Origin of the sequence: Agromyces mediolanus (assembly GCF_044917495.1) — a bacterium.
Taxonomy (GTDB): domain Bacteria; phylum Actinomycetota; class Actinomycetes; order Actinomycetales; family Microbacteriaceae; genus Agromyces; species Agromyces mediolanus_B.
Genome location: NZ_JAVSSI010000002.1, coordinates 135,260 through 154,909, shown reverse-complemented (window position 1 = coordinate 154,909; position 19,650 = coordinate 135,260). Strand labels below are relative to the sequence as shown.

Here is a 19,650-nt window from a genome sequence, read left to right as displayed (position 1 = left end):
TCCCCAGCGGAGTCACGGTCGGGCGCTGAGTCGTCCGGGAGCGCCGCGATTCCGCGCACTCCCGAAAGGCACGACCATGCACTTCACCTCCACGCACCACCTCGACGACGGCCTCGTCGAGCGCACGTTCGCCCTCGGCGACGTCCCCGGCCTCCTCTGGACGCCGCAGGCCGCCTCGCCGGTCGCCCCGGTCCCGCTGATCCTCCTGGGCCAGCCGGGCGGGATCGGGATGCAGCGGATGCATCCACGGCTCGCCGCGCGCGCCCGCAGCGCAGCCGCGCAGGGCTTCGCCTCGGCCGCCATCGAGCTGCCCGGCGCGGGCGATCGCACCCCGTTGCCGGGCGCAGCGGAGGCGCGGGCGGAGCTCGGCCGCGCGATCGCCGCCGGCCTCCCGCCGACGGAGGACACCGTCGACCGGCTGATCCTGCCGCTCGTCGAGCGGGCCGTCCCCGAGTGGCGGGCCGTCCTCGACGAGCTCCTCGACCTCCCCGAGATCGCCGGGCCGGTCGGCTTCTCCGGCGGGGTCATCGCGATCGGGGTGCGCCTCGCGGCGATCGAGCCGCGGATCGCGGCGGCCGGGCTGTTCGCCGGCAGCTACGTGCCGCGCGCCACCCTGGCGGAGGCGCGGCGGGTCACGATCCCGCTGCACGTCCTCCTCCAGTGGGACGACGAGGGCAACGACCGCGGGGCGGCGCTCGAGCTCTTCGACGCCTTCGGCTCCGCGGAGAAGACCCTGCAGGCGAACCTCGGCGGTCACACCGGGGTCCCCGCGTTCGCGGGCGAGGACGCCGCCCGCTTCTTCGCCCGGCACCTTGGACCCCGCGCCGACTGAGCCGGGGCCGACTGGGCCGGGGCCGACTGAGCCGGGTCCCGGGCCCGGAGCAGGCCTCGGCCCCGACCCCGGACCCGGACGGCGGGCTGCGCGGATTCCGTGCAGCCCGCCGTGGTATTCATGTGCACATGGAGTTCTCGCTCGAGTTCACGCCCGACCTGATCGCCGTCTTCCTGACGCTCTTCGTGCTCGAGGTGGTCCTCGGCGTCGACAACGTCATCTTCATCTCGATCCTCGCCTCGAAGCTGCCCGTGGAGCAGCAGGCGAAGGCCCGCAACCTCGGCCTCACGCTGGCGATGCTGATGCGGGTGCTGCTGGTGCTCTTCGCGGGCTGGATCATCACGCTGAAGACCGACCTCTTCGAGATCGCCGGCATCGGCTTCTCCGGACGCGACCTGATCCTCATCGCGGGCGGGCTGTTCCTCGTGTACAAGGCGGTGCACGAGATCCATCAGAAGCTCGAGGGCGCCGAGGAGCACACGGCCGGCTCGGCCGCGCGCGCGAGCTTCGGCTCGGTGATCGCGCAGATCCTCGTGCTCGACCTCGTGTTCTCGCTCGACTCCGTGATCACGGCCGTCGGCATGACGGAGAACCTCGTCGTGATCATCACGGTCGTCGTGCTCTCGTTCGGCATCATGCTGTTCGCCGCGCGGTTCATCTTCGCCTTCGTGAACGCCCACCCGACGGTGAAGATGCTCGCGCTCGCGTTCCTGCTGCTCATCGGCGTGTTCCTCATCGCCGATGGCTTCGGCGTGAAGATCGACAAGGCGCTCATCTACGGGCCGATGGCGTTCGCGATCTTCGTCGAGGCGCTGAACCTCATCGCGGCGAACCGTCGCGCCAAGCGGCTCGCCCAGCAGCGCGACCCGGTGCGGCTGCACACCGCGTACCCCGTCGAGAACGAGGAGGCGGCGGTGCACGCCGCGACCTCGAACGCGCCGGGCAGCGGCGCGGTCGGCCTCTCGTCGAAGCCGGTCGACGGCGAGCTCACCGAGGGCGACGGCCACCAGGAGCCGCGCGGTCTCGGCTGAGCCGCGCTCGGCCGGTCCCCGAAGTCGCGCGAACGGGGCATCCCCGAGCGCCGAAGCAGCCGTTCGCGCGACTCCACGATGTGAAGTCGCGCGAACGACGGGAGCAAGCGGTCCGACGGAGCCGTTCGTGCGACGTCGTGGTGCTGGCGAGTCGGCTCAGCCGAGGACGGTGTCGAGGAAGAGCGCGGCGACGCGGTCCGCGTCGACGCCGAGTGCGACCTCCGCGGTCGTCCACTCGCCGGCGAGGCCGTGCACGACGTCCTCGCCCGGGAACTCCCGGAGGTCGACGAGTGTCTGCCCGCGGCTGTAGCCGGCGAGCTCGACCCGCACCGGGCGCTGCTCGGTGCGGAGCGCCTCGGGGTCGACGAGGGCGCACACGGCGCCGGCGTCGCCGATGAGGCCCGTGTACTGGGCGCGCTCGTCCTCGCTGAGGGCGATGCGGTGGCCGAGCAGTGCGCCGACGACGCGGCCGACGGGGTGCTCGCCGGCCTCGAGCGCGGCGGCGCGGTCCTGCGCGACGGAGACCCGGTTGAAGACGTCGAGCCCGTACATGTAGCAGGGCACGCCCGAGTCGAGCACGATCGCGGCCGCCTCCGGGTCGTGCCAGACGTTGAACTCCGCCACGGCGGTCGCGTTGCCGACGCTCGCGGAGCCGCCCATGAAGACGATCCGCTCGAGGTTCGCGGCGACCTCGGGGTGGGTGCGCAGCAGCAGCGCGAGGTTCGTCTGCGGCGCGAGCGCGACGAGCGTGACCGGCGTCGGGTGCTCGAGGATGGTGCGGCGGAGGAGCTCGACCGCGCTGAGGTCCACCGCGCGGCGGGCGGTCTCGGGCAGCACGAGTCCGCCGAGACCGTCGGCGCCGTGCACGTGCGAGGCCGATCGGGCGGGCTCGAGCAGCGGACGCACGGCTCCCGCGGCGACCGGGATGTCGCCGGCGCCGGCGACGTCGAGGATCCGCAGCGTGTTGTCGACGACCTGCTCGAGCGAGGCGTTGCCCGCGACGCAGGAGACGGCGAGCACGTCGATCTCCGGGTGCGCGACGGCGAAGAGGAGGGCGAGGGCGTCGTCGACACCGGTGTCGACATCGAGGATCACGGGAATCGGCATGCCGAGAAGCCTAAGCCCGCAAGGGGGCGTGTGACGTGCGCGGCTCAGCGCACGAAGCGGACCTCGTCGATCTCCTCGCCGAGGAACGGCTGGCGCTGCGTGGCCCCGTCGAGGGCGAAGCCGTTGCGCTCGTAGAAGCGGTGGGCCCGGGGGTTGTCGGCGGCGACCCAGAGGTACACGGGCTCGTCGCCGACGGCGGCGTCGAAGAGCTTCTTGCCGATGCCGGTGCCGTGGTACGCGTCGAGGACGTAGATGAAGTTCAGCTCGCGCTCGCGCGGGGCGTCCTCGTCGCGCGCCGGGCCCGAGCCCACGAAGCCGACGATCTCACCGTCGACGAGGGCCGCGAACTGGCGGTACTCCTCGCCGCGGGACGCCATGTGGCTCCACAGCTCGGCCATGCGGCGGGGCGAGAGGTTCTCGAGCGCCGCCTTCGAGATGAGGTGGTCGTAGGTCTCGTGCCAGCAGGTGGCGTGCACGCGACCGAGCGCCTCGACATCCGAATCGCGGATGGGGCGGACGACGACCTGTGCAACAACCTCGGTGCTCATGCACCTGAGAGTAGGCCAGCTCGGCCGCAGGGCGAAATCGGGCGGCGACGGCGGGGCCGTCGCCGCCCGAGCGGCAGGGATCAGCCCTGCGCGCGACGGTTGGTGCGGGTGTTCCGCGAGGAGCCGACGAGGCTGCCGACGCGGAGCGGCTGCGGGCCGCGCGCGCTCTGGCCGCGGCCGCCGCTCGCGCCGGCCGACTTCGCGGCGGCGCCCTGTCCGCGGCCGGAGCCGGCGGCGCGGCCGCCCGAGGCGTTCGACGAACCGCGCTCGCCGCCACGAGCGGAGCCCTGCGACGAGCTCGTGCGCGACGCGGCATCCGCCCCGCCCTGACCGCGGCCGCCGCCACGACGGCGACGCGAGCCGCCGCCCTCGCCGCTGCGCTCGCCCTCGCTGCGCGGGGCGCCGCCGCGACCGCCGCGACCGCGACCGCCCTCGCGCGGTTCGCCGCCCTCGGCACCGGCGCCGCCGGCGCGGCGGGCGCGCTTGCGCTGGGCGTTCGCGCCCTGGGAGCTGCCGCCGCCGCCCTGCGGCTTCGGCTGCTTCGGCGCGGGCTTCACGTAGGGCGCCACGTCGCCGACGAGCGCGACGACCTCGGGCGAGGCCGGCGTGGCCGGCTTCGGGGTGACGGTGATCGCCGCCTTGCGGAGGAGCTGCTTCAGGTCCTGCAGCTGGCTCGGCATGGCGATCGTGACGACGTCGCCCTCGTTGCCGGCGCGGGCGGTGCGGCCCGAGCGGTGCAGGTACGCCTTGTGCTCGACGGGCGGGTCGACGTGGACCACGAGCTCGACCTCGTCGACGTGCACGCCGCGCGCCGCGACGTCCGTCGCGACCATGACGCGCACCGAGCCGTCGCCGAAGGCGGCGAGGTTGCGATCGCGCTGCGGCTGCGAGAGGTTGCCGTGCAGGTCGACGGCGGGGATGCCGGACTCGGTGAGCTTCTTCGCGAGCTTCTTGGCCTGGTGCTTCGTGCGCATGAAGAGCATGCGGCGGCCGGTGCCGCTCGCGAGGGACTTCACGAGCTCGAACTTCGTGTCCTGGTCCTCGGTGAGGTAGACGTGGTGGGTCATCGCGGCGACGGGCGAGTTCGCCTCGTCGACCGAGTGCAGCACCTCGTTCTGGAGGTAGCGCTTCACCAGCTTGTCGACCCCGTTGTCGAGGGTCGCCGAGAAGAGGAGGCGCTGGCCGCCGCGCGGCGTCTTGTCGAGGATGCGCGTGACGACGGGGAGGAAGCCGAGGTCGGCCATGTGGTCGGCCTCGTCGAGCACCGTGATCTCGACGGCGTCGAGGTGCACGAAGCCCTGCTGCATGAGGTCCTCGAGGCGGCCGGGCGCGGCGACGACGATGTCGACGCCGGCGCGGAGCGCCTCGACCTGGCGCTTCTGGTTGATGCCGCCGAAGATCGTCGTGACCTTCAGGCCGTACGCCTCGGCGAGCGGCTCGATGGTGCGGGCGATCTGGGTGACGAGCTCGCGGGTCGGGGCGAGCACGAGGCCGAGCGGGCGGCCGGCGCGGCGCGAGCCGCCGGCGAGCACGGTGCCGAGGCGGGCCACCATCGGCAGGGCGAAGGCGATGGTCTTGCCGGAGCCGGTGCGGCCGCGGCCGAGCACGTCGCGCCCGGCGAGGGTGTCGGGCAGCGAGTCGGCCTGGATCGGGGTGGGGATGGTCTTGCCGTCGGCGGCGAGGACGTCGACGAGCGGTGCGGGCACGCCGAGCGCGCGGAAGTCGGGGGTGGTCATGGGTGCCTTTCGGGCGTGGCCCACGGGCGGGAGCGCGCACGGCGGGTGCGATTCGTGCGGCACGCCGAGGCGGTTCGACCCGTCGGTGGGTGAGTGGCGAAGGCGCCGGTCGGCGCATCCGTTCGCCGTACGAATGAGTCATCGGGGCGGCCTGAGCCGGCCCGGAAGCGTTCTACGACGCGAGGCGCGCGAGGCGCGCCACGTCATCAGTCTAGCCGACGCGGGGTCGTTCGGCCGATTCGGGCTCGTGCGCCCAGCCCGGCGCGAGGGCCCGCAGGCGTGCCCCGCGCCACTGCCAGAACGCCCAGACCGGGTACCAGGCGAGGGCGTCGCCGAGCACGGAGCCGGAGCTCACGCGCAGCTGGTCGCGGTACGTGGTGCGCCCGCCCGGCGCGGGGGAGACGGCCATCCGGTGATCCCAGCTGCGGAACGCCGCGAGCGGCCCCGCGGTGGCGCCGCCGCCGTCGCGCAGCATCCGCACCCCGGCCGGCAGCCCGTCGCGCTCGCCCTCGAGGAAGCGCAGATCGACGACCTCCTCGCCCGCGGGCCAGCGGCGGAACGCGAGCGGCTGCACCCGGTGCGGGCCCTCGGTCCAGCTCGTCGGCAGGCCGCCGGGTTCGAGGGAGCGGAAATCGAGCCACGGGGCGACGACCTCGCGCAGCACCGCGGGGCTCCGCAGCGCCCGCCAGGCGGCGTCCGGGTCGCAGTCGAGGGTGAGCTTCAGCAGCACGCGCATGCCCGAGAGGGTACGCCGCTCCGCTCGGGATCCGCCGAGCCGCGCGCCGTAGACTCCGGCCATGGCCGATGGACTCTGGTGGCTGCCCTCCCTCCTCGTCTTCGGCGGCGCCGCCGTCGCGCTCGCCGCGGGGATCGTGGGCGCGCGCCGCCTCGGCCGCCGCCGCGAGCTCGCGGACCTCGAGGGCGGCCGGGCCGTGGAGGTCCGGGCGAAGCAGCTCATCGTCGAGACCGACGAACGGGTGCGCGAGGCGCGACGGGAGATCGCCTTCGCCGAGGCGCAGTTCGGTGCGGAGGCCGCGCGCCCCATGCGGGAGGTGAGCGATCGGGCCGAGCGGTGGCTGCGCGAGGCGTTCCTGCTGCAGCAGCGGCTCGACGACGCCGTACCCGACACCGCCGCCGAGCGGCGCAGCTGGAGCGCGCGGATCTCCGAGCTCTGCGTCTCGGCGCTCGGCGCGCTCGAGCAGGCGGAGACGGCGCTCGGCGCCCGCCGCGCCGCCGAGCGGGGCGCCGGCGCCACCCTGGCCGAGCTCCCCGAGACCGCGGCGCGCCTCGCGAGGCGTCGTCAGGATGCCGCGGCCGCACTCGACCGCCTCGCCACGAGGTTCCGGCCGACCGCCCTCGTCGGCGGCCGGGCGGCGCTCGCCCGGGTCGACGCGGCGCTCGCCGCGAGCGCGAGCGCGCTCGCCGAACCCGCCGGGGCCGGCGATGCGGAGCGGGCCGCGCGCATCTCCGCCGACCTCGACCGCGCCGCCGCCGACCTCGATCTGCTCGACCGCCTCGAGCTCGAACTCGCGGACGCCGAGCGGGCGGCGGGCGAGGGGATGCGCCGGCTCGACGCCGAGCTCGTCGAGGCCAGGCGCCAGCGCGACGCCCTGAGCGACCCCGAATCCGCCCGTGAACTCGGCGAGGCGATCGCGGGCGTCGCGGAGACCATCGGCGGTGCGGTCGCGGAGGGCGCGCGCCGCGCGGCGGCGGACCAGGCCGCCGCCGGGCTCGCGGACCCGCTTGCCGACCGCGACCGGATGCGCGCCGCGCTCGACCGGCTCGAGGCCGCCCGAGCGGAGGCGCGCACCGCGCAGGCGCGGCTCGACGGCGCCCGCTCGGCGCTCGGCGGGGCGCTCGCGATCGCCGAGAGCCAGCTCGGCGTCGCCCGGGCCCTCGTCGAGCGGGGGCGCGGACTCGTCGGCGCCGACGCGCGCACCCGGCTCGCCGAGGCGGAGCGCCAGCTCGTCATCGCCAGGCAGGAGCCCGATCCCGTCGCCGCCCTCGACGCCGCGCGCCGTGCCGCGGCACGGGCCGCCGACGCCGAGGCCCTCGCCGCGTGGGACGCCGGCGCCGGCCGGTCCTGAGCCGTGACGGCGACGTCGTCGGGACCCGGATGACGCACGGCGTCGCACGGGCGGGGCATCCGGCCCGCGTCCACTAGCCTGGCCCGGTGCCGCACGACGCCCCCTTCGCCCAGTCCAAGTACCAGGTCCGGTTCGAGTGGGGGGCCGAGGGCCTCGCGCGCCTCGCCCCCGCCGACATCGTCGTGCTCGTCGACGCGCTCTCCTTCACGACGGCCGTCGTCGCCGCCGCCGAGCTGGGGCTCGCGGTCGCACCGTGGCCGAAGGGCGAGCCGGGCGCCGAGGACTTCGCCGCCCGCCACGGCGCGGAGCTGAGCGCACCGGCGGCCTTCCTCGCGGCCGTCGCCGCGCAGGAACAGCCGCCGGCCGGCCCGGGAGCGACGCTCGTGCTCGCCTCGCCGAACGGCGCGACGCTCGCCCGCGGCTTCGCGGTGCGGGCGGCAGCAGGGGCCGACGAGGCGCCCGTGGTGCTCGCCGCCTCGCTCCGCAACCGCACGGCAGTGGCCCGCCGCATCCTCGCCCTCCAGGAGGAGCGCGGCCGCCGCCTGAGCGTGACGATCCTCGCGGCAGGCGAGCGCGGCGCCGACGGCGTGCGCTTCGCCATCGAGGACCAGCTCGCCGGGGGCGCCGTCGTCGACGCGCTCGTCGCCCTCGGCATCGATCACACCTCGCCCGAGGCGGCCGTCGCGTGCGCGGCGTACGAAGGGCTCCGCCGGGCGGTCGGCCACCTGCAGAGCGCGAGCAGCAGCGGGGTCGAGCTCGTCCAGCGCGGCGTCGGCGACGGCGTCGCCGCGGCCGCCCGGACCGACGTCACCGAGCTCGTGCCCGAGCTCCGCGACGAGGTCTTCCGGCCCTGAGGCCCGTCAGCCGGCGGTGACGGGGCGCTTCCGCGCGCGGTGCGCCCGCACCTTCGCCCGGTTGCCGCAGCGCTGCATCGAGCACCAGCGGCGGCTGCCCGCCCGCGAGGTGTCGAGGAAGACGATGTCGCAGTCGTCGCCCGCGCAGACGCGGATGCGCTCGGCGTTCGCCGCGCCGAGGAGGTCGACCGCGTCTCGGGCGATCGTCGAGAGCGCCTGGCCGACGAGCTGCACCGACCGGCCCGCCTGGCGGGACCCGCCGTCGAGCGAGGGCGGGATGTCGGGCGTCGCGGCGTAGAGGTTCACGATGTCGACGTCGTCGCTGCGGCGTTCGCCGCCGTGCGCCGCGGCGAGGGCGAGCCTCGTGATCGCGTCGCGGAGCGCGGTCGCGTCGAAGAGGTCGCGGGTGCGGGCGTCGCCGATCGCCATCGGGAACCGCTCGCGCAGCCAGCCGGCGAGGTCGTCGGGGGCGTGCAGCAGCTCCTCCGCGAGCGCGGCGCCGATCGGTCCCGTGCAGGCGAAGTCGAGGGCGAGCGAGCCGGAGTCGAACCACCAGCGGAGCCCGTCGCCGGAGACGACCCACTGGCCGACGGGGATCTGCACGGTGGAGACGGGCATGCTGCGCTTTCGAGAGGGAGGTGCGGTGCGCCGGAGGGGGCGCGCCCTCCATTCTGCCGGATGCCGCGAGCGCGCCGGCCCGGACCCTAGCCCGCCGCGGCGCTCGCGGCGCGCCGGCGCATCGCCGGGGTGATGTCGCGCCGCTCCCACGCGATGAGGTTCGCCCGGTCGAAGCCGCGGCGGCAGAGCCCGCAGCTGAGCGGGCGCTCTGGGCGGCGGTAGCGGTAGTGCACGTGCCCGGCCGGGCACGTGCCGATCCACGGCGCGAGCTCGTCGGCGATCTCGCCGTCGTGCGTGCGGCGGCCGACGTAGCCGAGCTCCGCCGCGGTGCGTGCCCACTTCGGGCCGTGCCCGGCTCGCGGGCCGGCGAGCGCGTGGGCGACCTCGTGCAGCAGGATCTGGTGGATCTCGTCGTCGTCGTAGCGCGCGGCGAGGTAGCGCGACACCGAGATGTGCTTCGCCGTGTAGTTGCAGAGACCCGCCCGCTTCTTCGCGTTGTCGAAGCCGAAGCTCCACTGGGCGGGGTCCAGGTGCAGGGCGATGAGCGCCTCGGCCCACCGCCTGACCCGTTCGAGTTCCGCCATGGGACAGAGGATAGCGCCGTCCACCGCCACTGGCACCGGTCATCGGGCGCCGCGCCGGGTGCTCGACCGGCACCGGTCATCGGGTGCCGCGCCGGCGCCGCGCCGGGTGCTCAGCGTGGTGCTCAGCCGGCCAGGCCGACGAGGAGCAGCCGGTCGTCGCCCTCGCGCGGCTCGCCGCGGCCGTCCGTGTTGTTCGTCAGCACCCAGAGTCCGCCGCCGGGGGCGGCGACCACGTCGCGGAGTCGCCCGTGCTCGCCCGTGAACCAGGCGGTGGCGGCGGGCTCGGCCGCGCTCGCCGGGGCGATCGACCACAGCCGTTCGCCGCGGAGCGCCGCGAGGAAGAGCGTGTCGCCAGCGGCGGCCAGCCCGCTCGGGCTCGCCTCCGCCGTCGGCCACTGCAGCACCGGGTCGACGAACGCGGGGTCGCCCGCGACGCCCTCCACCACCGGCCAGCCGTAGTCGCCGCCCGGTTCGATGAGGTTCAGCTCGTCCCAGGTGTTCTGGCCGAACTCGGCGGCCCAGAGCCGGCCGGAGGCGTCCCAGGCGATGCCCTGCGGGTTCCGGTGCCCGAGGCTCCAGACGTGCGTGCCGAACGGGTTGCCCGGCGCCGGTTCGCCCGCCGGGGTCATCCGGAGGATCTTGCCGGCGAGCGAGCCGCGGTCGCGGGCCGCGTCGCGGAGCCCGGCGTCGCCCGTCGTCACGTAGAGGAAGCCGTCGGGGCCGAAGGCGAGCCGGCCGCCGTTGTGGTTGCCCGCCTTCGGGATGCCGGTGAGCACCGGCTGCGGGGCGCCGAGGGCGATCGCACCGGGCTCGCCGGCCAGGTCCATCCGGACGATCCGGTTGTCGTCGGCGGCGGTGAACATGGCGTAGAGGGATGCCGGGCGCTCGCCGTCGCCCGGCAGCTGCGCGAGGCCCAGCAGCCCGCCCTCGCCGCCCGGCGCGACGCCGGGCACCTCGGCGACGACGCGCGTGCCGCCGCCGGGGAGCACCTCGACGATGCGCCCGAGGTCGCGCTCGCTCACGAGCACCGCCCCGTTCGGCAGGGCGACGACCGACCACGGCGCGTCGAGCCCGGTCGCGAGCTCGCGCACGGTGCCGTCGGGCTGGAGCACGGGCGGCGGTGGGGGTGGCGGCGTGGGCGCCGGGCTCGTCGCGGTCGGCGCGGCCGATGCCGTCGGGCTGCGGGGCGCCGGGTCCGGACCGGCGGCGCAGGCGGCGAGCGCGAGGAGCGACAGGCAGGCGAGGGCGGCACCGGCCGCGCGTTGGCTTCGTCTCGGCATCCTGACTCCCGTCCCCGGTCGACGCCGTCCGCACCAGTCTGCGGGCAGCGGGGCCGCGCGGCAACGCCCGCCCGCGGCAGAATGGGGGCATGGCGGCCTCGATCGATCTGAACTGCGACCTCGGCGAGTCGTTCGGGGCGTGGCGGCTCGGCGACGACGAGGCGATGTTCGGGCTCGTGACGAGCGCGAACGTGGCCTGCGGCTTCCACGCGGGTGATCCGCTCACCATGCGGCGCAGCGTCGGGCTCGCGGCGCGCCACGGCGTCGCGCTCGGCGCCCACCCCGGCTACCGCGATCTCGCGGGCTTCGGCCGGCGGGCGCTCGACGCGTCCCCCGAGGAGCTCGCGGCCGAGCTGCTCTACCAGCTCGGCGCGCTCGACGGCCTCGCGCGCGCCGCCGGCGTCCGCGTCCGCTACGTCAAGGCGCACGGGGCGCTCTACCACCGGCTCGGCGCCGACGAGCGGGCCGCCGCGGCGTTCGTCGAGGCGCTCGCCGGCTACGACCCGGCGCTGCCCGTGCTCGGCGCGCCGGGCGGGGCGATCGAGCGCGCCGCGAGCGCCGCCGGGCTCCGCTTCGCCAGGGAGGCCTTCGCCGACCGGGGCTACGGCGCAGACGGACTCCTCCTCCCGCGCGGCGCACCGGGAGCGCTCGTCACCGAGCCGGACGAGGTGGCCGCCCGGGCCGTCGCCCTCGCGACCACGGGGGCGGTGCCGCTCGCGGGCGGCGGCGCGCTCGAGCTCGCACCCGACTCGATCTGCCTGCACGGCGACACCCCGGGCGCGCCCGAGCTCGCCCGGCGGGTCCGCACGGCGCTCGAGTCCGCCGGCGTCGCGGTGCGGGCGTTCGCATGAGCGTGCGGCTGCTGCCGAGCGGCACCGACGCGCTCCTCGTCGAGTGCGGCTCGCAGGCCGAGGTGCTCGCGCTGCACGAGGCGCTCGCCGCCGACCCGCCAGCCGGCCTCGTCGAGCTCGTGCCCGCCGCGCGCACCGTGCTCGTCGCGCTCGATCACCGCGAGCTCCCGCTCGAGACGGCGGCGAGCTGGGTGCGGCGTGCGGCGGCGCGGACGGCGGGGAGCGGCGCTGCGGATGCTGCGGCTGCGGCGGCGCGCGGCTCCGGGACGGATGCCCCGGGTGAGCGGACCGTCGTCATCGAGGCCAGCTACGACGGCGAGGACCTCCCCGGCACCGCCCGGCTCCTCGGCCTCGATCCCGCGGAGCTCGTGGCTAGGCACCTCGCCGCCGAGTGGCGGGTCGCGTTCATCGGCTTCGCTCCGGGCTTCGCCTACCTCGTGAGCGAGGACTGGCCGTACCGGGTGCCGCGGCTCGACGCGCCCCGGACCCGGGTGCCCGCCGGCTCGATCGCGCTCGCCGACGGCTACACGGGCGCCTACCCGCGGGAGACGCCCGGAGGCTGGCGCCTCATCGGCCGGACCGGGGCGGTGCTCTGGGACGAGCAGGCCGCACCGCCGACGCTCCTCGTCCCCGGCGCGCGCGTGCGCTTCCGCGAGGCGTCCTCGTGACCGCGCTGCACGTGCGCGCACCGGGCGCCTCCTGCTTCGTCGAGGATCTCGGCCGCCCGGGCCTCGCCCGCCTCGGCGTCGGCCGCTCCGGCGCCGCCGACCGGGGCGCGCTCGCGCTCGTGAACCGGCTCGTCGGGAACCCGCCGGAGGCCGCCGCGCTCGAAGTGCTGCTCGGCGGCTTCCGGGCCGTCGCCGACGCCGACGTCTGGATCGCGGTGGCCGGCGCGCGCGGCGCACTGCTCGTCGACGGCGCCGAGATCGCCCCGGCCCGCGCGGTGCTGCTGCCCGCCGGGGCCGAGCTGGAGCTGCGTCCCGCCGAGCACGGGCTCCGCTACGTCCTCGGGGTGCGCGGCGGGATCGCGGTGCCCGAGGTGCTCGGCTCCCGCTCGCGCGACACGCTCGCGGGCCTCGGCCCGGCCCCGGTGCTCGCCGGCGACGTGCTGCCTGTCGGGGCGGAGCCGCAGGCGCCCGTCGCCCTCCTCGATCGCGAGGCGGCGTTCGCCCCCGCCGACGGCCCGGTCGTGCTCGAACTGCTGCCCGGGCCCCGGAGCGACTGGTTCACCGACGCCGCGCGGACGCTTCTCTTCGACGCGGAGTGGCGGGCCTCGGCCGCCGCAGACCGGGTCGGCACCCGGCTCGACGGGCCGGCGCTCGAACGGCTCGTCGGAGGGGAGCTCGCGAGCGAGGGGACCGTTCCCGGCTCGATCCAGGTCTCGACCTCGGGGCAGCCGACGATCCTCGGGCCCGACCGGCCGGTCACGGGCGGGTACCCCGTCGTCGCGATCGTCGCGCCCGCCTCGCTCGACGCGGTCGCGCAGCTCCGGCCGGGCCAGCCCGTGCGCTTCCGCCACGCCCGCTGACCCCCCCTCCCTCCCGCCTGACACAACTCAGGAACATCCGGCCAATATGCGCCTCGAGCCGATCAGCGATCGGTGGCGGCACAGGGATGCCGGTCGGGTTCTTCCTGAGTTGTGGGAAGGAGCAAGGGAGCGGGGAGGCTACTTGGCCAGGAAGACCGAACGCGCCGGCGGCGGGCTCGGCACCGCCGTGGCATCCGTCACCACCGGTGCGCCGGCGATGAAGCGGCGCAGCTCCTCGCCGTCGATGAGCTTCGCGGGCGCCGGATCGCTCGCGAGCCGGCGCGGCAGCTCGCCGAACGGCAGCTCGGCGTCGCTCGCGTACATCACGACGTTGCCGAAGCGGCGGCCCTTCAGCATCGAGGGGTCGGCGGCGAGCGCGACGTGGCCGAAGACGTGGGCGAGGGTCGCGGCCTGGGTCCGCGCGAACGCGAGCCCGGCCCCGTCGGCGACGTTCGCCGCGACGATGCCGCCGGGCGCGAGCCGAGGGCGGAGCAGCCCGTAGAACTCGGTGCTCGTCACGTGCGCGGGGGTGCGCGCACCGGAGAAGATGTCGACGACGGCGAGGTCGACGGCGCCGTCGAGACCGGCGGGCAGCTTCTGCAGCACCGCGCGGGCGTCGCCGTGGCGCACCCGCAGCTGCGCACCGCGGGGGAGCGGCAGCACCTCGCGGACGAGCTCGACGAGCTCCGACTCCAGCTCGATCACCTGCTGGCGGGAGCCCGGCCTGGTGGCGATGACGTAGCGGGGCAGGGTGAGCGCGCCGCCGCCGAGGTGCAGCGCCGTGATCGGCTCGCCTTCCGGGCGGACGAGGTCGATCGCGTGCCCGATCCGGCGCACGTACTCGAAGCCGAGCCACTCGGGCCGACCGAGCTCGACGTGCGACTGCGGGGTGCCGTCGACGTAGAGGGTCCAGGATCCGGGCGCGCTGCGCGACTCCTCGAGCTTCGCGAGGTGGCCGCTCGCGGAGAGGCGGCGTTCGAGCGGCGGATCGACGGGGTGGGGCACGGCTCCACGCTACTCCGGCGGCTGCGGCTGCGGCTGCGGCTGCGGTGGCGGTGGCAGCCCCGGCGGTGCGCTCAGCAGCCGCCGAAGAGCACGGCGTCGAGGCGGTCGCGTTCGAGGACGGCGCCGGGGTGCGGGCCGTGCGCGGCGAGCCGCTCGGCGACGGCGGGCGGGATGCCCGACGGGCCGGCGACGAGCACCGCGTTGCCCTCCTCCGTGCCGGCGAGCACGGCCGCGTCGCCGGCGACGAGCAGCTCGATGCCGGGCCGCGCCCTGGCGACGGCGCGAGCCTGCTCCCGGAGCCGGCCGAGCCCGGCGGCGTCCGCGACGTTCGCGATGAGCAGCGGCGGCCCGTCGGCGGGGTCGAGGAGTGCGAGCAGCTCGCCCTGGAAGGCGGGGTCGGCGACGAAGGCGGGCGGCTCGAGGCGGGTGTAGAGGTCGAGCACGACGAGGTCGAAGCCCGCGCCCGCCTCCCGCAGCGCCGGCACGGCGTCGGCGGCGTCGGCGACGCGGGTCTCGACGCCGGGCGGGGCGGGCATCCGTTCGAGCACGAGGTCGAGGAGTTCGGCGTCGAGCTCGACGACGAGCTGGGCCGAGCCGGGCCGGGTGGCGGCGAGGTAGCGCGGGATCGTCAGCGCGCCGCCGCCGAGGTGGAGCACGCGCAGCGGCGCGCCGGGGGTCGCCATCGCGTCGACGACGTGCCCGATCCGGCGCACGTACTCGAAGAAGAGCTGCCCGGGGTCGTCGGCGTCGACGTGCGACTGGGCCGTGCCGTCGACGAGCAGCGTCCAGCCGTGGCTGCTGAACACGTCGCGTTCGAACTCGATGCGCGTCATGCCGGCGGGGCCGCTCAGCGATCGGCGTCGTCGTGGGGCGTCGCGTCGCGTCGCGCCTCGAAGGCGTCGAGCGCCTCGGCGAGGAGCGCGTCTCGCTCGAGCCCGCTCGCGGCGGCGAGGGCGGCGATGCGGGCGTCGAGCGCCGTCGTGGCCGGGGGCGCGGGCGGGACGGATGCCCCGACGGGCGCTGCGGCCGGTGCAGCCGGAGCGGCCGGCCCGGCCGTCCGGTCGCGGATCAGGAGCCCCACGACCGGCAGCACGACGGTGCCGAGCGCGTCGACGATCGCGATCACGCCGAACCAGCGCCAGTACGCGTCCCAGCCGGTGTCGCCGGGGATGTCGCCGTCGCTCAGGATCGGCAGGATGAGCAGGAGCGCGACGAGGGCGATCGCGGCGAGCGTGATCGCCATGGCGGTGCGCACGAAGGGGTGCCGGCGGCCGGCGAGGAGCAGCAGCAGGTTCGCGTGCGCGAGGCTCAGGGCGAGGATGCCGGTCACGCCGAACCAGCGCCAGAGCTCGCCGGAGCCGCCCGACCAGGAGTCCCACGGCGTCCAGATCAGCACGAGGCCGATGACGAGCGCGATCGCGCTGACGGCGAGGCCGACGAAGCCGACGACCCGCACCGGGCGCCCCGCGACGGCGAGGTGGCAGAGCGCGACGGTGCTGAAGCCGGCGACGAGGAGGGTGGTCGTGAGGACGCGCCCCTGCACCTCGCCGAAGTCGCCGGTGAGCAGCACCACGATGCCGACGACCGCCGTGATGGAGATCGAGACGACGAGCGCCACGACGGCGGCGCGGCGGGCCCCGCGGACCCCGGGCGGCCGGTGCGCCTCGGGATGCTGCGCCGGCTCCTGGGCGGAGGGTGCGGCGGGCGGCGCGGCGGGCGGGCTGGGAACGGCACCTGGCTCGGTCATGGCACCTCCTCGTGCCGGTCAGTCTAGGGAGCGCCGGTGACGTCGTGGGGGAGGAGCGGGCCGGAATCCCGGGCGATTCGACTCCCTCGCCGGGGCATCCGGAACCCGCACCGCGCGGTTATACCGGAGTTCTCCGACGAAATCAAGAATCCGGCTGGACATGGCGCGTCTTCTCGCATATGCTTGACCTTTGCGCTCCCAGACCCACTCTGCCTTCATATTGCGGTCGGCTCCGTGTAGTCCGTGATCTCGCGATCACCGACTCCCGCACACGTCTCGGGGCAACTCTCCACTTGTGACAATGAACCGGGCCGACGGGCCCATGGAGGTCATTTCCTTGGCTGCTGCGCGCAACGCGACCACGCCCACCCCCAAAAACGGACGCGAGGCAAGTCGCCTCTCGTTCGCGAAGGTCACCGACACTCTGACGGTCCCCGACCTGCTCGCCCTGCAGACCGAGAGCTTCGACTGGCTCGTCGGCAACGACGCGTGGAAGGCGCGCGTCGAGCAGGCCGTCGCCGACGGTCGGAAGGACCTGCCGGAGGCCACCGGCCTCGAGGAGATCTTCGAGGAGATCTCCCCGATCGAGGACCTCGGCGAGACCATGCAGCTCTCGTTCACGAACCCTGAGCTCGAGCCGCCGAAGTACACGATCGACGAGTGCAAGGAGAAGGGCAAGACCTACTCCGCGCCGCTCTACGTGAACGCCGAGTTCATGAACCACCTCACGGGCGAGATCAAGACCCAGACGGTGTTCATGGGCGACTTCCCGCTGATGACCGCCCGCGGCACCTTCGTGATCAACGGCACCGAGCGCGTCGTCGTCTCGCAGCTCGTCCGCTCGCCGGGCGTCTACTTCGAGCGCACCCCCGACAAGACGAGCGACAAGGACATCTACTCCGCTCGCGTCATCCCGAGCCGCGGTGCGTGGCTCGAGTTCGAGATCGACAAGCGCGACCAGGTCGGCGTCCGCATCGACCGCAAGCGCAAGCAGTCGGTCACCGTCTTCCTGAAGGCCCTCGGCCTCACGTCCGAGGAGATCCTCGAGCAGTTCGCCGGCTACGAGTCCATCGCCCTCACCCTCGAGAAGGACAACATCCTCACGAAGGAAGAGGCGCTGAAGGACATCTACCGCAAGCTCCGTCCGGGAGAGCAGGTCGCCGCCGAGGCCGCCCGCGCGCTCCTCGACAACTTCTACTTCAACCCGAAGCGCTACGACCTCGCGAAGGTCGGCCGGTACAAGATCAACCAGAAGCTCGGCCTCGAGGCCCCGCTGACGGACTCGGTCCTGACCGTCGACGACATCGTCGCGACGATCAAGTACCTCGTCGCGCTGCACGAGGGCCGGGAGACGCTGCCGGGTCGCCGCGGCGGCAAGGCGGTCGACATCCGCCTCGACGTCGACGACATCGACAACTTCGGCAACCGTCGCATCCGCGCCGTGGGCGAGCTCATCCAGAACCAGGTGCGCACCGGCCTCAGCCGCATGGAGCGCGTCGTCCGCGAGCGCATGACGACGCAGGACATCGAGGCGATCACTCCGCAGACCCTGATCAACGTGCGACCCGTCGTCGCCGCGATCAAGGAGTTCTTCGGCACCTCGCAGCTGTCGCAGTTCATGGACCAGAACAACCCGCTCGCCGGCCTCACGCACAAGCGCCGCCTCTCGGCGCTCGGCCCCGGCGGCCTCTCGCGCGACCGCGCGGGCGTCGAGGTCCGCGACGTGCACCCCTCGCACTACGGCCGCATGTGCCCGATCGAGACCCCGGAAGGCCCGAACATCGGCCTCATCGGCTCGCTCGCCTCCTTCGCGCGGATCAACTCGTTCGGCTTCATCGAGACGCCGTACCGCCGCGTCGAGAACGGCAAGGTCAGCGACACGATCGACTACCTCACCGCGTCGGAGGAGGACGACTTCATCGTCGCCCAGGCCAACGCGCCGCTGAAGGCCGACGGCTCCTTCGTCGAGGACCGCGTGCTCGCCCGCAAGAAGGGCGGCGAGGTCGACCTGTTCCCGGCCGCGGAGATCGGCTACATGGACGTCTCCCCGCGCCAGATGGTGTCGGTGGGCACCTCGCTCATCCCGTTCCTCGAGCACGACGACGCGAACCGCGCCCTCATGGGTGCGAACATGCAGCGCCAGGCCGTGCCGCTGCTGCGCAGCGACTCGCCGCTCGTCGGCACCGGTATGGAGGGCTACGCGGCCGTCGACGCCGGTGACGTCATCACCGCCGACCGTGCGGGCGTCGTCGCCGAGGTCTCGGCCGACTCCGTCACGGTCCAGCTCGACGAGGGCGGCACGCAGACCTACTACCTGCGCAAGTTCGACCGCTCGAACCAGGGCACCTCGTACAACAACCGCGTCGTGGTCTCGGCCGGCGAGCGCGTCGAGGTCGGCGAGGTCATCGCCGACGGCCCCGCGACCGACAACGGCGAGCTCGCGCTCGGCAAGAACCTCCTCGTGGCGTTCATGCCGTGGGAGGGCCACAACTTCGAGGACGCGATCATCCTCAGCCAGAACCTGGTGAAGGACGACGTCCTCTCCTCGATCCACATCGAGGAGTACGAGGTCGACGCCCGCGACACCAAGCTCGGCAAGGAGGAGATCACCCGCGACCTGCCGAACGTCAGCCCCGATCTGCTCGCCGACCTCGACGAGCGCGGCATCATCCGCATCGGTGCCGAGGTCCGCCCCGGCGACATCCTCGTGGGCAAGGTCACGCCGAAGGGCGAGACCGAGCTCAGCGCCGAGGAGCGCCTGCTCCGCGCGATCTTCAACGAGAAGAGCCGCGAGGTCCGTGACACCTCCCTGAAGGTGCCCCACGGCGAGCAGGGCACGATCATCGGCGTGAAGGTGTTCGACTCGCAGGACGGCGACGACGAGCTCGGCTCGGGCGTCAACCAGCGCGTGGTCGTCTACATCGCCCAGAAGCGCAAGATCACCGAGGGCGACAAGCTCGCCGGCCGCCACGGCAACAAGGGCGTCATCTCGAAGATCCTGCCGGTCGAGGACATGCCGTTCCTCGCGGACGGCACGCCGGTCGACGTCGTGCTGAACCCGCTCGGCATCCCGGGTCGAATGAACTTCGGCCAGGTCCTCGAGACCCACCTCGGCTGGGTCGCGAAGCAGGGCTGGAAGGTCGACGGCACCCCCGAGTGGGCGAAGACCCTGCCCGCGGGCGCCCGCGAGGCCGCCCCCGGCACGAAGGTCGCCACCCCGGTGTTCGACGGCGCCCACGAGGAGGAGATCGCCGGTCTCCTCGACTCGACGCTGCCGAACCGCGACGGCGAGCGCCTCATCGACTCCTCGGGCAAGACCCAGCTGTTCGACGGCCGCTCGGGCGAGCCGTTCCCGTACCCCGTCTCGGTCGGCTACATGTACATCCTGAAGCTGCACCACCTCGTGGACGACAAGATCCACGCCCGCTCCACCGGCCCCTACTCGATGATCACGCAGCAGCCGCTGGGTGGAAAGGCGCAGTTCGGCGGCCAGCGCTTCGGCGAGATGGAGGTGTGGGCGCTCGAGGCGTACGGCGCCGCCTACGCCCTCCAGGAGCTCCTCACGATCAAGTCCGACGACATCCTCGGCCGCGTCAAGGTCTACGAGGCGATCGTCAAGGGCGAGAACATCCAGGAGCCCGGCATCCCCGAGTCGTTCAAGGTGCTCATGAAGGAGATGCAGTCGCTCTGCCTGAACGTCGAGGTGCTCTCGGCCGACGGCACGGCGGTCTCGCTCCGCGACACCGATGACGAGGCCTTCCGCGCAGCGGAGGAGCTCGGCATCAACATCTCCGCGCGATTCGAGTCGTCGAACATCGACGAGATCTGAACCGCCAGGTACG

18 protein-coding genes are annotated in these 19,650 nt (G+C 74.4%); 8 read left to right on the top strand and 10 right to left on the bottom strand.

Translation table 11 applies throughout. The features are described from left to right. Positions 1–76 precede the first annotated feature (76 nt). Both ROT00_RS03490 and ROT00_RS03485 read left to right on the top strand, forming a co-directional pair. Positions 77–832, top strand: coding sequence for a dienelactone hydrolase family protein (locus ROT00_RS03490; RefSeq protein WP_404772341.1), 756 nt, complete (start codon positions 77–79; stop codon positions 830–832). A gap of 128 nt (positions 833–960) precedes the next feature. Next, positions 961–1,863, top strand: a complete 903-nt coding sequence (locus ROT00_RS03485; protein WP_404772339.1) for a TerC family protein — start codon at positions 961–963, stop codon at positions 1,861–1,863. 156 nt (positions 1,864–2,019) lie between these two features. Here the strand turns inward: ROT00_RS03485 and ROT00_RS03480 are convergent, their stop codons facing one another. The 4 genes from ROT00_RS03480 to ROT00_RS03465 all read right to left on the bottom strand — a co-directional run bounded on the left by ROT00_RS03480 (position 2,020) and on the right by ROT00_RS03465 (position 6,053). Next, the gene (locus ROT00_RS03480; protein ID WP_404772337.1) at positions 2,020–2,970 is read right to left on the bottom strand and encodes a nucleoside hydrolase; all 951 of its coding nucleotides are present in this window, start codon (positions 2,968–2,970) and stop codon (positions 2,020–2,022) included. 44 nt (positions 2,971–3,014) lie between these two features. Further along, on the bottom strand, positions 3,015–3,518 hold the full coding sequence (locus ROT00_RS03475; protein ID WP_404772336.1) for a GNAT family N-acetyltransferase: 504 nt from the start codon (positions 3,516–3,518) through the stop codon (positions 3,015–3,017). Between the two features lie 80 nt (positions 3,519–3,598). Continuing rightward, positions 3,599–5,254, bottom strand: a complete 1,656-nt coding sequence (locus tag ROT00_RS03470) for a DEAD/DEAH box helicase (RefSeq protein ID WP_404772335.1) — start codon at positions 5,252–5,254, stop codon at positions 3,599–3,601. Positions 5,255–5,465: 211 nt separating this feature from the next. Then, a complete protein-coding gene (locus ROT00_RS03465; RefSeq protein ID WP_404772333.1) occupies positions 5,466–6,053 on the bottom strand; it encodes a hypothetical protein in 588 nt (195 codons plus the stop codon). On the opposite strand from ROT00_RS03465, the gene ROT00_RS03460 reads away from it, so the two are divergent. Both ROT00_RS03460 and ROT00_RS03455 read left to right on the top strand, forming a co-directional pair. Next, positions 6,052–7,341 carry an ATP-binding protein gene (locus tag ROT00_RS03460; protein ID WP_404772332.1) on the top strand — a complete coding sequence of 430 codons (1,290 nt, stop codon included), beginning with the start codon at positions 6,052–6,054 and terminating at the stop codon, positions 7,339–7,341. The genes ROT00_RS03465 and ROT00_RS03460 overlap by 2 nt on opposite strands. Before the next feature lie 86 nt (positions 7,342–7,427). After that, on the top strand, positions 7,428–8,195 hold the full coding sequence (locus tag ROT00_RS03455; RefSeq protein WP_404772331.1) for a 2-phosphosulfolactate phosphatase: 768 nt from the start codon (positions 7,428–7,430) through the stop codon (positions 8,193–8,195). Between the two features lie 6 nt (positions 8,196–8,201). Here the strand turns inward: ROT00_RS03455 and ROT00_RS03450 are convergent, their stop codons facing one another. The 3 genes from ROT00_RS03450 to ROT00_RS03440 all read right to left on the bottom strand — a co-directional run bounded on the left by ROT00_RS03450 (position 8,202) and on the right by ROT00_RS03440 (position 10,677). After that, entirely contained in the window at positions 8,202–8,813 is a 612-nt protein-coding gene (locus ROT00_RS03450) for a CGNR zinc finger domain-containing protein (RefSeq protein ID WP_404772329.1), read from the bottom strand. An 86-nt stretch (positions 8,814–8,899) separates the two neighbouring features. After that, the gene (locus ROT00_RS03445) at positions 8,900–9,397 is read right to left on the bottom strand and encodes a SprT-like domain-containing protein (RefSeq protein WP_404772328.1); all 498 of its coding nucleotides are present in this window, start codon (positions 9,395–9,397) and stop codon (positions 8,900–8,902) included. Between the two features lie 122 nt (positions 9,398–9,519). Continuing rightward, positions 9,520–10,677: a PQQ-dependent sugar dehydrogenase gene (locus ROT00_RS03440; RefSeq protein WP_404772327.1), complete on the bottom strand. Its 1,158-nt coding sequence runs from the start codon at positions 10,675–10,677 to the stop codon at positions 9,520–9,522. Between the two features lie 89 nt (positions 10,678–10,766). Between ROT00_RS03440 and ROT00_RS03435 the strand changes: the two genes are divergently transcribed. Genes ROT00_RS03435 through ROT00_RS03425 form a run of 3 tightly spaced genes read left to right on the top strand, consistent with a single transcriptional unit; the run spans position 10,767 to position 13,056 of the window. Next, positions 10,767–11,528, top strand: coding sequence for a LamB/YcsF family protein (locus ROT00_RS03435; protein ID WP_404772326.1), 762 nt, complete (start codon positions 10,767–10,769; stop codon positions 11,526–11,528). Continuing rightward, complete coding sequence (locus ROT00_RS03430; protein WP_404772324.1) at positions 11,525–12,196, top strand: 5-oxoprolinase subunit B family protein; 672 nt, start codon at positions 11,525–11,527, stop codon at positions 12,194–12,196. Before ROT00_RS03435 ends, ROT00_RS03430 begins: the two co-directional genes overlap by 4 nt. Then, complete coding sequence (locus tag ROT00_RS03425; protein WP_404772323.1) at positions 12,193–13,056, top strand: 5-oxoprolinase subunit C family protein; 864 nt, start codon at positions 12,193–12,195, stop codon at positions 13,054–13,056. The genes ROT00_RS03430 and ROT00_RS03425 overlap by 4 nt, the downstream gene beginning before the upstream one ends. 138 nt (positions 13,057–13,194) lie before the next feature. Here the strand turns inward: ROT00_RS03425 and ROT00_RS03420 are convergent, their stop codons facing one another. The 3 genes from ROT00_RS03420 to ROT00_RS03410 all read right to left on the bottom strand — a co-directional run bounded on the left by ROT00_RS03420 (position 13,195) and on the right by ROT00_RS03410 (position 15,808). Then, positions 13,195–14,061 carry a spermidine synthase gene (locus tag ROT00_RS03420; RefSeq protein ID WP_404772321.1) on the bottom strand — a complete coding sequence of 289 codons (867 nt, stop codon included), beginning with the start codon at positions 14,059–14,061 and terminating at the stop codon, positions 13,195–13,197. Positions 14,062–14,132: 71 nt separating this feature from the next. Further along, the gene (locus ROT00_RS03415; protein ID WP_404772320.1) at positions 14,133–14,894 is read right to left on the bottom strand and encodes a spermidine synthase; all 762 of its coding nucleotides are present in this window, start codon (positions 14,892–14,894) and stop codon (positions 14,133–14,135) included. A gap of 14 nt (positions 14,895–14,908) precedes the next feature. Further along, positions 14,909–15,808: a hypothetical protein gene (locus tag ROT00_RS03410; RefSeq protein WP_404772318.1), complete on the bottom strand. Its 900-nt coding sequence runs from the start codon at positions 15,806–15,808 to the stop codon at positions 14,909–14,911. Positions 15,809–16,145: 337 nt separating this feature from the next. Here ROT00_RS03410 and rpoB point away from each other — a divergent pair, with 337 nt between their 5' ends. Continuing rightward, entirely contained in the window at positions 16,146–19,637 is a 3,492-nt protein-coding gene (rpoB, locus tag ROT00_RS03405) for a DNA-directed RNA polymerase subunit beta (protein WP_404772317.1), read from the top strand. Positions 19,638–19,650 lie beyond the last annotated feature (13 nt).